The 12,853-nt window shown below is 62.8% G+C and carries 10 protein-coding genes; 1 reads left to right on the top strand and 9 read right to left on the bottom strand.

The genetic code is table 11. The features are described from left to right. Positions 1-5 precede the first annotated feature (5 nt). Genes puhB through bchF form a run of 9 tightly spaced genes read right to left on the bottom strand, consistent with a single transcriptional unit; the run spans position 6 to position 11,603 of the window. Positions 6-665, bottom strand: a complete 660-nt coding sequence (puhB, locus tag F812_RS0111200) for a photosynthetic complex putative assembly protein PuhB (protein ID WP_020086072.1) — start codon at positions 663-665, stop codon at positions 6-8. Then, positions 662-1,507: a PRC-barrel domain-containing protein gene (locus F812_RS0111195; RefSeq protein WP_020086071.1), complete on the bottom strand. Its 846-nt coding sequence runs from the start codon at positions 1,505-1,507 to the stop codon at positions 662-664. Before F812_RS0111195 ends, puhB begins: the two co-directional genes overlap by 4 nt. Positions 1,508-1,529: 22 nt before the next feature. Then, the gene (locus F812_RS0111190) at positions 1,530-2,960 is read right to left on the bottom strand and encodes an MFS transporter (protein WP_020086070.1); all 1,431 of its coding nucleotides are present in this window, start codon (positions 2,958-2,960) and stop codon (positions 1,530-1,532) included. Then, positions 2,957-3,655: a magnesium protoporphyrin IX methyltransferase gene (bchM, locus tag F812_RS0111185; RefSeq protein WP_020086069.1), complete on the bottom strand. Its 699-nt coding sequence runs from the start codon at positions 3,653-3,655 to the stop codon at positions 2,957-2,959. Before bchM ends, F812_RS0111190 begins: the two co-directional genes overlap by 4 nt. Beyond that, entirely contained in the window at positions 3,655-4,566 is a 912-nt protein-coding gene (gene bchL / locus F812_RS0111180) for a ferredoxin:protochlorophyllide reductase (ATP-dependent) iron-sulfur ATP-binding protein (protein ID WP_020086068.1), read from the bottom strand. The genes bchM and bchL overlap by 1 nt, the downstream gene beginning before the upstream one ends. Next, on the bottom strand, positions 4,563-8,273 hold the full coding sequence (locus F812_RS0111175) for a magnesium chelatase subunit H (protein ID WP_020086067.1): 3,711 nt from the start codon (positions 8,271-8,273) through the stop codon (positions 4,563-4,565). Before F812_RS0111175 ends, bchL begins: the two co-directional genes overlap by 4 nt. After that, complete coding sequence (bchB, locus tag F812_RS0111170) at positions 8,248-9,795, bottom strand: ferredoxin:protochlorophyllide reductase (ATP-dependent) subunit B (RefSeq protein ID WP_020086066.1); 1,548 nt, start codon at positions 9,793-9,795, stop codon at positions 8,248-8,250. Before bchB ends, F812_RS0111175 begins: the two co-directional genes overlap by 26 nt. Positions 9,796-9,798: 3 nt before the next feature. Further along, positions 9,799-11,097, bottom strand: a complete 1,299-nt coding sequence (locus F812_RS0111165) for a ferredoxin:protochlorophyllide reductase (ATP-dependent) subunit N (RefSeq protein ID WP_020086065.1) — start codon at positions 11,095-11,097, stop codon at positions 9,799-9,801. Further along, entirely contained in the window at positions 11,094-11,603 is a 510-nt protein-coding gene (bchF, locus tag F812_RS23555) for a 2-vinyl bacteriochlorophyllide hydratase (RefSeq protein ID WP_020086064.1), read from the bottom strand. The genes F812_RS0111165 and bchF overlap by 4 nt, the downstream gene beginning before the upstream one ends. A 293-nt stretch (positions 11,604-11,896) precedes the next feature. Between bchF and F812_RS23550 the strand changes: the two genes are divergently transcribed. After that, positions 11,897-12,799: a cobalamin B12-binding domain-containing protein gene (locus F812_RS23550; protein WP_083929166.1), complete on the top strand. Its 903-nt coding sequence runs from the start codon at positions 11,897-11,899 to the stop codon at positions 12,797-12,799. The last annotated feature ends 54 nt before the right edge of the window (positions 12,800-12,853 follow it).

The following is a 12,853-nucleotide window of genomic DNA, read 5'->3' as shown; positions in this document are numbered from 1 at the left end:
TGACCTCACGCTGCCGCTTGTCCGTGCGCCACGGGCGCGCCACCCGGCGCGGGCGTCTCGACGCGGACAGGAACGGCGAATGCGTCCGGGAACTCCACGCGGAGCGCCGCAGCTAGAATCTCGGCGACACGAGACGCGTCGGGAATACATCTCAGCATCGGTTGGGGATCACGGGCCCGCCACGGCCGTACGTGGGGCCACAGGACAACCATCGACTGGCGCTTTGGCGCGCTGACGACGAGCGGAATGTCGCCGGTGCCGTCGGAATACACTCTGAGATCGGCGGACTTGATTTGCTTGAAGGGAATGTTGAGCACGATCGGGAGCGCGATGCCGAACCGCATGACGACACGGCGGGTGGTGATCGTGTAGAGCGCCGATCGGGTCGTGAGGGCTGCAAGAGCGGCGAGAAGCGCGAGCGCCACCAACGCGCCCGGAACAACACCGGCGGCAGCTTGCACGGCATCGCGGGTGGTGCCGCTGGCCGACAGCTCGTGCCACGCAAGCACGACCGCCAGAACAACGAAGTAGATCGCGACACCGCTCACATGGAAAGCGCGCCGCGCCAGTGCGACCCATTCCGGCCGCCCCTGCCAGAGGATACGCTCTCCCTCCGGCAGGTGCTCGGGTAATCCAGGAACGGGCTCGCTATCGAATTCTCTCACAGCAAGGACTCCCGACGCTGCAGCGTTGCGTAAAGCGTGCCCGCACCGTAGTAGGCGCAGATCTGCTCCTCCTCGAGGAAGGTGACCTGGTTCGCGGTCTTGATCTTCGGGACCTGTGCGAACTGCGAGGCGAGGATCGCATCGACGTTCACCCGGCGGCGGCGGCCATCGATCGAAGAGAACGTCATCGGCAGAAGGACCGTCGTATTGGTACCTGTGACCGCGACTTCGAGATAGCGGATCAGAACTTCCGAAACGTCGATCCATACGTCCTGAACGGTGCCAGCCGCCCGGCCATCCGCGCCTATCACAGTCATTCCGCGCGGATCGGGGTCTCTCGGGCTCAAGGTATAATGCTTGTAATGTCCGGAGTTCGGTGGCTCGGGCGCGGTTTCGGTGCCCTGCGTCGCGTGGGTCACGAGTTTCTCGCCCGATGCGATACGGAGCGGAACGATCTTCGGCAGACCCTCGAGCGTCAGATCCGGCGTGTCGGCGCGCAGCGCATAGGCGCCGGGCCCCGCCCCGGAAAGCATCGCATCTCCGACGGGTTCGAGCGGCGCCCCGATGAAGGGGGCCACAGGCTCCGCGCGGTAGTCTATCTGCGGGTCGGATGCGCGTGGCGCCTCGACCGATCCACCATGCGCGAGGAAGAACGTCTTCGGTGACGGGATGGCGGGGAAGTTCAGATACGGCGCGGTGTCGATCCGCTCGTATGCAAGGGGATACCCCTCGCGCTTGTCCTCTCGGCGCAGGTACCAGATCAGCCCCAAGAAAAATGCCCAGAAGAAGTAGAGCACGACCTGGGCGACGTCGATGTATTGCGTGATGGCACCCTTTTCCATTTTCTCCACCTAGCGATTGGGTTTACCCGGGAAACTCAGATAGTCCGAAACTCGTAGAATGGCCGCGCTGCTCGCTGCGAGGCCGCACGAGCGGTCCGACCGCGGCCAACGTGACGAGCAGCAGCATGATTTCGATGTAGTAGACGAAGCCGTAGCCGACGGCGGGGCCGACCAGGGCGGGGCCCAGCTTGCCGCTGACCGCAAGTCCCGACATCACGTCCCGGATGCCGCCACCCAAGGCGATCGCGACGCCGGAAGCGGTAGCCTGCACCGCTCCCCATGCGCCGAGCGCGAGGCCGCTATGGCCTTCCTCAGCCAGAGTCATGGCAGCGGTGAGCGTGCCGACGGCGAAGAGGCCGCCGCCAAAACCGATCAGCACGGTGCCGATCCGGAACAGCGCAGCGGAATCGAAGGGCGCAGCGAAGATAACTGCGGAGAAGGCGATGATGCCGACGAGCGCTCCGTATCCCGCCAGCCGATAGGGATCCATGCCGGACTCTAGGGACTTTGCAGCGATTGCGAAGGCGGCCAGCGTTCCGGCGGCAAGCAGAGCTGTAAGCGCAGTCGTGGCACCTACGCCCAGCATCAGGACCTCGCCTCCGTACGGCTCCAGCAGAATGTCCTGCATACTGAAGCCGGCGCTGCCTAGACCCACTGCCACCAACACGCGAGCGGACCGGCCGCCGGTACGGAACGCGTGCCAAGATTCCCTGAAGACAGGCCGCTCTGCGGCACTCGCCGTCCGCGACGGATCACGCATTTCCTGCTTCCAGAGGGCGGTCACGTTGAGAGCCATCGTGAGCACTGCCACACCCTGAATGAGCTGGATGAGCTTTACCTGAGAGAAATTGCTGAGGATCGCGCCGAACGTCATCGAGCTTGCGACCATTCCGAACAGCAACATTACATAGAGAAACGCCACGACGCGCGGGCGGGCACGCTCAGGTGCGAGGTCGGCGGCCAACGCAAGCCCTGCAGTCTGAGCGGTATGCAGTCCAGCACCTACGAGGAGGAACGCCAGCGCCGATGCGGCATAACCGATCCAAACCGGTCCATTCGCGTCTCCCGACAAGACAATCAATGCGAACGGCATGATAGCGAGGCCGCCGAACTGGAGCAGGCTTCCAAACCAGATGTACGGCGCGCGCCGCCAACCGAGAACGGATCTGTGGTGGTCGGATCTAAAGCCGATCAACGCGCGGAAGGGGGCAAATACCAACGGGAGCGCGATCATGAAGGCCACGAGTGCGCTCGGCATTCCAAGCTCGATGATCATCACGCGATTGAGCGTGCCGTTGAGCAGAACCAGAACCGCGCCCACGGCTACCTGGAACAGCGAGAGGCGAAGAAGCCGGCCTAGCGGCAACTCCTCCGTCGCGGCGTCCGCGAACGGCAGGAAGCGTGGGTCCAGAAGTGCCCAGCCTCGCGCCAATCTCGCATTCAGACGCTTCATACCCTGGCCAACTCCAATGCCTGCGAGATGTAGAACATGTTCTGAACCCGGCGCGTGCGCCGCGCCTCGACGAACGAAAGCCGCGGCTCCTTCTCGATCAGCGCTTCAATCTTCCCAGACGAAACCGGCTCGATCGCAGGCGCGCGGTCGCTGCGGGGAAACGCGCGGCCGATCGCGTGCTTGACGGCCAGCATCGGCGTACGTGGCGCGTAGGTGAAGACGAGGCTGCGGTCGGCCCGTGCGGCTAGGCGCGTCAAGGATTCGACCATGTCGTTCGATGCATAATGGATCAGCGAATCCATGCAAACGACATGGTCGAAACGGCCGAAGCCGGGGTGAAGCATGTCGCCAACCTCGAACGTCACGCGGCCGGGCGACGCTTCTAGCGATCTTTCGCGTGCGAGTTCGATGAGACTCAAGGAGAGGTCTACGGCAACGACATCCGCGCCCCGTTTCGCCATTTCGATCGCAAGCGCGCCTGTGCCGCAGCCGGCATCGAGAATCCGCAACCCGCTGAGATCCTGTGGTAGCCATGAGAGGATCGCGGCCCGCATCTCGTCGCGTCCCGCGCGCACCAGCTTACGGATGCGACCGAGCGGAGCGTCGGACGTCAGCTTCTTCCAGGCATCGACGGCAGTGCGGTCGAAATACGTCTCAAGCTCACCGCGCCGTTCGAGATATGAGAGCGTAGGCATCAGTCGAACCCCAGGAAATCGAAGATCTCGCGATCTTTCATCGGTTGCGCAGACAAAGCGGGCGCTCCGGCCCACAGCGTTTCGGCGAGCCGGAGGTATTCGGCCTGAACAGCACGAAGCTCCGGGCTGTCCTCCATTTCGAACAGTGTCGACTTTTTGAGACGGCTGCGGCGGATCACGTCGAGGCTCGGAATGAGAGCGAGGCGGCGTAGGCCGATCGCGTCACTGAAGCGGTCTATTTGGTCGGTCGCGTCCGACCTGTTGGCGATGCAGCCGGCGAGGCGAACCTGGTAGTTCCGCGACTTCGCCTGGATTGCGGCCACGATGCGGTTCATCGCAAAAATGGAGTCGAAATCGTTCGCCGTTACGATCAGCGCCCGGTCGGCGTGCTGAAGCGGTGAGGCGAAACCACCACACACAACGTCGCCCAGCACGTCGAAGATCACCACGTCGGTATCCTCAAGGAGATGATGCTCCTTGAGAAGCTTCACCGTCTGCCCAACGACGTAGCCGCCACATCCGGTTCCGGCCGGCGGCCCGCCAGCCTCGACGCACATTACGCCGTTGTAGCCTTCGTAGACGAAGTCCTCGACGCGCAACTCCTCGCTGTGGAAGTTGACCGACTCGAGGACGTCTATCACGGTCGGGACCAGCCGCTTCGTGAGCGTGAACGTCGAGTCGTGCTTCGGGTCGCAGCCGATCTGCAGCACCCGCTTGCCGATCTTGGAGAACGCGGCCGACAGGTTCGACGAGACGGTGCTCTTGCCAATTCCGCCTTTACCGTAGATCGAAAACACCCGCGCGTTGCCGATCGCGACGTTCGGATCGAGCGCGACCTGAACGCTGCCCTCGCCGTCGGGGCGGTTCGGGAGGTTCGCTGCTCTGTAGAGGGTCTGTACACCCGCCGTCATGCCGCAACCTCCATGCCGCCGACACGCTCGACGCGATCCTCAAGTTCTTCTCCGGCCTTGCGAAGGGCTGCCAGCGTTTCGGCATCCGGCGTCCAGTAGTTGCGCTCGTGGGCTTCGAGCAGCCGGTTCGCAAACTTTGCAGAGGCGACCGGATTGAGCTCTGCCAGCCGCCGGCGCATCGCATCGTCGATGACGAAAGTCTGCGTGAGGCTCTGGTAGACCCACGGCGCCACTTGACCAGTGGTCGCCGACCACCCGACTGTGTTCGTTACGTGGGCTTCGATCTGACGCACCCCTTCGTATCCGTGGCGAAGCATGCTCTCGTACCATTTGGGATTGAGAACGCGCGTCCGGGTTTCGATGGCTACCTGCTCGGCCAGCGTGCGCACCTTGCCTTCGCCGCGCGTCTGATCGCCGATGTAGACCGGGATGTCGGTGCCGCGGGCACGACGTATGGATCGGCTAATGCCGCCGAGCGTGTCGAAGTAGTGATCGACCGTCGTGACGCCGAGCTCAACCGATTCCAGGTTCTGATAGGCAAGATCGACGTTCGACAGCATTGCGTTGAGCAACGTCGAGTTCTGGCGCGATTTCCCGTCGCGCCCGTATGCGAAGCACTTGCGACGTGTGTAAACTTCGGCGAGCTCGTCTTCCTCGGTCCAGCGGGCGCCGTCGATAACCTGGTTGACGTTCGAGCCGTAGGCACCCTCTGCATTCGAGAACACACGCAGCGCTGCCGTTTCCAGGTCGCCGCCGTGCTCTTCGAGAAACGCCAACGCGTGCTTTCTCACGTAATTCATTTCCAGGGGCTCTTCTGCCTCGGCAGCAAGCAGGGCCGCTTCGGCGAGAAGCTTGCACTGCAGCGGGAGGAGATCCCGGAATATCCCCGAGAGCGTCATGACGACGTCGATGCGCGGACGGCCCAGCTTAGCCAACGGAACAAGAGCGGCACCGGTCAATCGTCCGTAGCAATCAAAGCGCGGTTGTGCGCCCAAGAGATGCAGCGCCTGCGCGATCGGACCGCCTTCGCTTTTTATGTTGTCCGTTCCCCAAAGCACGATCGCCACCGATTCCGGCAGCTTGCCAGTCTCATCCAGGTGTCGCGCGAGGAGCTTTCCGCTTTGGCGCTGGCCGTCCTCCATGGCGAATGCGCTTGGCATGCGGAATGGATCGAACCCATGAATGTTGCGTCCGGTGGGCAGAATGGCCGGTGTTCTGAGAAGATCACCCGCGGGCGTCGGCCGGACGAAACGACCGTCGAGCGCTGTCACGAGCGCGGCGACTTCGTGGTCTTCGGCGAGCAGCAGCGCCGTGTTCGCGAGTGAACCCAGGGACTGCACGGTCTCGCTCGTTTTGGCCAACCCGGACAAAGCAAGGACGCGCTTCGCCGGTTCGCCGTTGATCAAAGCTTCGAGCGCGTGATCGTTGAGCCGCGCTCCGAGCTCGGTCTCAGAGAGCAGCCCAAGAAGCTCCAAGCGCTCTGCGACGCTAGGGGGCTCTCCGACAATGTGGAGGCCCTGTGGAATGAGCTCGTATTCAAGTTCCAGAACAGCGGCCTGCAAGGCAGCGACGTGGGCTTCGGATTCGCCATCGCTCCAAATCGGCTCTGCCGGGGCGAGGTTGAGCTCTGCTGCCTGGGCCTGGATTGCGGAAACCAGTGCGGAGCGATCGGACGCCTCGTGCGGGGCAAGCCCGCGCCAGCGCTCCATCGTAGACTTGAGCTCGAGGAGACCCTTGTAGAGCCCGGCGTGCCCGACGGGCGGCGTCAGATAGCTGATGAGCGTGGCTGCGGCGCGCCGCTTGGCGATGGTTCCTTCGGAGGGGTTGTTCGCCGCATAAAGGTAGAAGTTGGGCTGATCGCCAATCAGCCTGTCCGGCCAGCATGCCGCTGACATTCCCGACTGTTTGCCGGGCATGAATTCGAGCGCACCGTGCGTGCCGAAGTGCAGCACGGCGTGCGCGGCGAAATCTTCCCGCAGCCAGCGATAGAACGCCGAGAAGGCGTGCGTCGGCGCAAAGCCCTTCTCGAACAGCAGGCGCATGGGATCGCCTTCGTAGCCGAAACCCGGCTGTATGCCGACGAAGACGTTACCAAATTGAGCGCCGAGCACGAAGATCGACCGCCCATCGGCTTGAACCTTGCCGGGTGCCGGTCCCCACTGGGCCTCGATTTCGTCAAGCCAGCGCTCTCGCCTGACATGATCGTCCACGGCTATGCGCGCGGCGACGTTGGCCGCTGCACCGTATCGCGATGAATTGCCGTCGAGAATGCGGTTGCGCAGAGCCTCAACGCTGTCCGGCAGGTCTACCGTGTAGCCGCCCTGCTTGAGCGCCGTGAGCGTATTGAACAGAGACTCGTAGACGGACAGGAAGGCCGCCGTACCTGTCGCTCCCGCGTTCGGCGGGAAATTGAAGAGCACGATCGCGATCCGGCGGTCGGCCCGCGAGCTCGCCCGCAGCGCAACCAGTTTCTCCACGCGCGCCGCGAGCATGGCAGCGCGCTCGCCGTGGGCGTGCATGTCGCGCGGGTTCTTGGCGATTTCCGAACGCCCTCCGAACACAATCGGACCTGTCGCTCCGTCGATCTCGGGAATGGCGACCATCATCGTCGTTTCGACGGGCATCAGTCCGCGCTCGCATGCCTGCCATTGCTCGATGGATTCAAATTCCAGCGCGTGCGCGGCGACATAGGGCACGTCGAGGCGCGCGAGAATTTCTTCGGCACCTTTCGCGTCGTTGTATGCAGGACCGCCGACGAGCGAGAACCCGGTCAGAGAAACGACGGCATCCACAGTCGGCCGGCCGTCTTTCAGGAAGTACTGCTCGATGGCGGGGCGCGCATCGAGACCGGTCGCGAATGCCGGGATGCACCGCAAGCCGCGCGCTTCGAGCGCCGCGATCACACCATCGTAATGAGCGCTGTTTTTGGCCACGACGTAGGAGCGCATGATGAGAACGCCCACCGTGCCCATCACTCGGCCTTCAGGCAACGGAAGGACATCCGCCCGTGTATCGACGCGGCGCTCCAATCGGGGATGATAGACGCCGACGTCGGGATACTCGACCGGCTGGGGCACTTCCAGCTTACCGCGGAGGGCGCGGCGAGGACCTTCGGCGTAACGGTCGATCAGGAATCTGACGAGAGCGTCGATGTTCTCTTCAGAGCCCGACAGCAAATATTGCAGCCCGATAAAATAAGCGCGTACGTCCTGCGCAGTGCCGGGGATAAAGCGCAGGATCTTCGGGATACGGCGCAAAACGGCCATCTGCTGGGCGCCCGAGGTCGCGCCCTTCTTGGATCCGCGTAGCCGCTTAAGAAGCGACAAGACGCCCTTGTCGGACCCTGTCATGGTGAAGCCGCCGAGACGCGTAAGGCGGATGACCTCGCCGGCGCTCATGCCGCACAGGATCGCATCACAAGAGTCACGCCTCGCCGCAAGGTCGGCGAGCACGGGATTGATGTGGTCCTCCATGAACAGCATGGTGGTGATGATGAAATCGGCACGTCCGATGTCGGCGCGACACTGGGCGAGCGCTTCGGCGTCGCGTGCCCAATCCGTTGCCGCATGAAGCGTTATCTCGAAGCCTGGAATGTCGCGCTCGAGCGCCGGGCGCGCCCGCTCGATCGCGCCTGCCAAGTGACTATCCAGCGTGATGATGGCGACGCGGACCGGCACGCGCTCAGCGGCTGAAATGTGCTTTTGCATCGTACAGCGTCTCGAGGGTTATGGTTGCGACGCCGCTCTCGGCGGCAAATCGTTCGGTGTTCCGGCGCGCCTTTCCGCGCACGAAGAACGGAATTTTTCCAAGCTCCTTTTCGGCTTCTGGTGCCCACCCGATCGAAATCGGAGCAGGCGCAGGCGGCGGCGCTTCGGCGGGCCCCGCATCGTGGTGACCCAGGTGGGACGGCGCGGCGCCGTCGTGAAACTCGAAATCTTCGCGGAACATGCCGAGAAGATGCTCTTCGAGGCCCATCATCAGCGGATGGACCCAGCTATCGAAGATGACGTTCGCACCCTCAAACCCCATCTGCGGGGAGTAGCGGGCCGGGAAATCCTGCACGTGGACCGGGGCAGAGATGACAGCGCTCGGGATGCCGAGCCGCTTGGCGATGTGACGCTCCATCTGCGTGCCGAGCACGATTTCCGGCTGCAGCGCCGTGACCTGCGCCTCAACCTCGAGATAGTCGTCGGTGATAAGCGCCTCGAGCCCATAGCCCGCCGCGGCTTCCCGAACCTCGCGCGCGAATTCGCGACTGTAGGTTCCGAGACCCACGATGCTGAAGCCTAGCTCCTCGGAGGCAATGCGCGCGGCCGCAAGCGCGTGCGAGGCATCGCCGAATATGAAGGCGCGCTTGCCGGTCAGGTAGGTCGAATCGACTGACCGCGAATACCACGGCAGCCGGGAGTCCGTTTCGGCGATCGGCTGGCTAACTCCGCTCACCTTCGCCACCTCGGCAATGAAAGCGCGTGTCGCCGTCACGCCGATCGGTATGGTTTTGACGTAAGGTTGATTGAATGTCCGCTCGAGCCATTTCGCTGCCGGCAAAGCGATTTCCGGGTATAGGACGACGTTGAAATCCGCGTCCCCAAGCCTCGCCAGATCCGCAGGCGATGCGCCCAACGGGGCTGTCACATGCACATCTATGCCGAGCTCATCGAGCAGCTTTGTCACCTCGACGACATCGTCGCGATGCCGGAAGCCGAGCGCTGTTGGTCCCAACAGATTGCAGCGGGGCCTGAGACCATCGGCACGACGGGGGCGTTGCACTGCGGGCGATTGCGCGTGCTGCGCGGCGCATGCCCTTACGACGCGATAGAATGTTTCTGCCGCGCCCCAATTCTCCTTCTTCTGATAGGCCGGCAGCTCGAGCGGGATGACCGGAATTGGCAGGCCCAGCGCGAGCGCGAGTCCGCCCGGATCATCCTGCAGCAGTTCGGCCGTGCACGAGGCGCCGACCAGCATCGCATCAGGGCGGAAGCGCTCATAGGCCTCCCGCGCCGCCGTCTTGAACAGTTCGGCCGTGTCACTCCCGAGATCGCGCGCCTGAAACGTCGTGTAGGTCACGGGCGGGCGACGATCACGGCGTTCGATCATCGTGAAAAGAAGATCCGCGTAGGTATCGCCCTGCGGAGCGTGGAGAACGTAATGCACGCCCTTCATAGCGGTCGCGATACGCATGGCCCCGACGTGTGGCGGTCCCTCGTATGTCCAGACGGTGAGCTGCATCCGCTAGACCTCCAGCCTTTCGCGCCGTGACAGCGGGCGGGTAAAGAGCTCTGCGGCGTCACCTGCCTGGTCGTAACCCTGGATGGGCGTGAACAGCAGCTCTATGGACCATTTGGTGGTGATGCCTTCCGCTTCGAGCGGATTGGCAAGCCCGAGCCCGCACACGACGAGATCGGGATCGTCCTGACGGCATCGGTCGAGCTGCCGCTCGACGTCCTGGCCTTCGCTGATGCGGGCGGACGCCGGAAGTAGTGCCAGCTCTCTTTCAAGATGATCCTTGTGAAGATACGGCGTTCCGATCTCGGTCGCCCTCATGCCAAGCTCGCGGCAAAGAAAACGGGCAAGCGGCACTTCAAGCTGAGAGTCGGGGAAGAAGAAGATGCGCTTACCCTCGAGCTTCGCCCGATGCCGCGCGAGCGCCGCGGCGGCCCGCGCCCGGCCAGGGGCCGTAACGGCCTCAAGGCGATCATGCCGTATTCCCCAGCAGTCGGCCGCGGCCTTCAGCCATTCCGTCGTGCCTTCGGAGCCGATCGGAAATAGCGCGGGAATGATCTTCGCGCCGCGGGCTTCGAGCGCGCGCGCGGTATCGCAAAGGAACGGCTGTGCCAGGAGGCAATGCGTCCCCGGCCCTACAGGTGGAAGGTCTGCGGCGCGGCGCGGCGGCAGGAAGTGCACCGGTGATATGCCAAGGTCTTCGAACAAGCGCCGAAACTGATCCTCGACGATGTCGGACAGCGCACCTGCGACGAGAAGCGATCGCTCTTGGGTTCCTGCTTCCGGAAGCTCCGGCACAAGCGAGGCCAAACAGGCATCTTCGCCTTGCGTAAAGGTCGTCTCGATGCCGCTGCCTGAATAGTTGAGGATGCGCACGGCGGGAGAGCAGCTGCGCGTCAGACGGTGGGCCGCCCGCGCGAGGTCGAGCTTGATCACTTCCGACGGGCAAGAGCCCACCAGAAACAGAAGCTTGATGTCCGGGCGGCGTTCGAGCAAGCGCGCCACGACCCGGTCGAGCTCGTCGTTTGCATCCGCCAACCCTGCAAGATCCCGATCGTCCAGGATCGCCGTTGCGAAGCGGGGCTCGGCAAAGATCATGACACCCGCTGCCGACTGGATCAGGTGTGCGCAGGTGCGCGATCCGACGACCAGGAAGAAGGCGTCCTGAATCTTGCGATGCAGCCAGACAATGCCAGTCAGGCCGCAGAAGACTTCACGCTGGCCCCGCTCACGAAGAATTGTGCGGTCGCATCCGGGCTTGGACAGAGTCGGCGCGCCTGATTCCTGCTGACCGAAGGAGGAGCTCATCGAACACCTCCGGTCATCGGCTGCGTGTATGGGATGCCCGCATCCAGCCGGGCCAACCGCAATTTCCAAAGGAACTGAGCCGCATTGACCGCGTAGGTCGCGTAAGCGGCGAGCGCGAGGAGCATCTGCCCCCGTGCATCGAGGAAATGGGTGAATACAGCGAACAAATACGCGGTGTGGAGGGCCAGCACGAGCATGCTGACGACGTCTTCCCAGAAGAAGGCAGGAGCGAACAGGTACTGACCGAAGACATCCCGCTCCCAGATCGACCCCGTGATCATGATCGCGTAGAGCACGAGGGTCTTCGTGACGATGGAGAACGTCGCTGCCAAGTAGCCGTCACCGGTCGCGAGATAGCGGAGCACCAGTGACAAGCTGACAAGGAAAACAGCGAACTGCACGATAGCCAGGACACCCTGAACTTTCGTCCACGGGGACGAATCTCTCCGCTCGCGCTCCGCTACGCTGTAAAGCGGTGTTCTCCGAGGCTTCGGCGATTTTGGCATCGCTCGTTTCCCTCCCGCGCGAGCTCCCGAAAAGGGTGCACACAGTCGAGACAGAATACGGCCGGGACACAAAGAGTGTCAACTATTTTGGACGTAATTTTATCTTTACAAAAATTATGGACGGGGCAACTCTGTGTCCAATTGAAGTTGCGCATGAAGTGTCAAGTGTGATTAACTGACGCAGCGTGCGGCGAGCCTGCTGCCTGCATGACCCAGAGCGGTAACGCGACGTGGCGCTACCTCTGAGCCAAAGCCAAAGCGTTATTTCGTATTCGGCTATGGGGGAGGGATAAATGTCCAGCACACGGCATCTCGTCGAGTTCGAGCGGTGGCCGATCGCGCATAGTGAAAGTGGCTGGAAGAGCCCAGTGCCCATTCTATCCCGTGCCCGCAAATCACCTTGGACCGAAAGCCGCCGGCGCGTGCTCAAGGACACGGTCGAACGAGAGATCGTTCCGCGGCTCATGCTGGGCCACTATTCTTCTTCAGACATATTGCCGATATCTTCCGAGACATTAGCGGGAGATCTGCCTCGACCCAGCGCTTTGGAAATCGCCGAGATGGTGCGGCTGGTCTCGGGCGAGAGCGTGAGCCTGTCTCTTGCGCACGTCCGCCGAATAAGAGCGCGAGGCGTATCGATCGCCGAGATTTTCTTGAATCTGCTGACACCAGCGGCCCGTCTTCTCGGGGAACGGTGGGTGGACGACACGGCGGATTTCGCCACAGTTACAATCGCCACTTCGCGCCTGCAGCAAATACTGCGCGAGCTGGCGCCCGATTTTCAAGCCGACACACGCGTCAGCCGCCGAAGCCCACAGGCTCTGCTGGCTGCGATGCCGGGAGACCAGCATACGTTTGGCGTGTCGATGTTGCAGGAGTTTTTCCGCCGGGACGGATGGGCTGTCTGCGGCGACATTCCCAATTGCAGACAAGACCTTGTCGATATCGCGGGCAGCGCGCCTTTCCGTTTGATCGGGATCTCGGCTTCCTGCGATACCGCCCCAGACGATTTGAAGTCGTTCATCAAGAACCTGCGCCGCGCCACCGCCGATCCCAGATGCCAGATCGTCGTCGGCGGACGCTTGTTCCTGGCGCAACCCGATCTCGCGAGGGTCGTGGGTGCGGACGGCATGGCAACGGATGCACATACGGCGACGCGTCAACTATCAAGTCTTCTTGACACAAAAGCTGTCTGAAGTTGATAACCCACCAAGTACGATGATGTCTTTGGTGTGGGGATTGGCCCTGTG

It is taken from the genome of Hyphomicrobium zavarzinii ATCC 27496 (genome assembly GCF_000383415.1).
Taxonomy (GTDB): Bacteria; Pseudomonadota; Alphaproteobacteria; order Rhizobiales; family Hyphomicrobiaceae; genus Hyphomicrobium_C; species Hyphomicrobium_C zavarzinii.
This window is presented reverse-complemented; position numbering and strand designations above follow the sequence as displayed.

What these genes read in the sequence shown, in the direction of transcription:
- bchL (WP_020086068.1), bottom strand. Translation starts at nt 4,566, where the DNA reads ATGACGGCGGGTGTACAGACCCTCTACAGAGCAGCGAACCTCCCGAAC.
- bchF (WP_020086064.1), bottom strand. Translation starts at nt 11,603, where the DNA reads ATGCCAAAATCGCCGAAGCCTCGGAGAACACCGCTTTACAGCGTAGCG.
- bchB (WP_020086066.1), bottom strand. Translation starts at nt 9,795, where the DNA reads ATGCAGCTCACCGTCTGGACATACGAGGGACCGCCACACGTCGGGGCC.
- F812_RS0111165 (WP_020086065.1), bottom strand. Translation starts at nt 11,097, where the DNA reads ATGAGCTCCTCCTTCGGTCAGCAGGAATCAGGCGCGCCGACTCTGTCC.
- F812_RS23550 (WP_083929166.1), top strand. Translation starts at nt 11,897, where the DNA reads ATGTCCAGCACACGGCATCTCGTCGAGTTCGAGCGGTGGCCGATCGCG.
- F812_RS0111190 (WP_020086070.1), bottom strand. Translation starts at nt 2,960, where the DNA reads ATGAAGCGTCTGAATGCGAGATTGGCGCGAGGCTGGGCACTTCTGGAC.
- bchM (WP_020086069.1), bottom strand. Translation starts at nt 3,655, where the DNA reads ATGCCTACGCTCTCATATCTCGAACGGCGCGGTGAGCTTGAGACGTAT.
- F812_RS0111175 (WP_020086067.1), bottom strand. Translation starts at nt 8,273, where the DNA reads ATGCAAAAGCACATTTCAGCCGCTGAGCGCGTGCCGGTCCGCGTCGCC.
- F812_RS0111195 (WP_020086071.1), bottom strand. Translation starts at nt 1,507, where the DNA reads ATGGAAAAGGGTGCCATCACGCAATACATCGACGTCGCCCAGGTCGTG.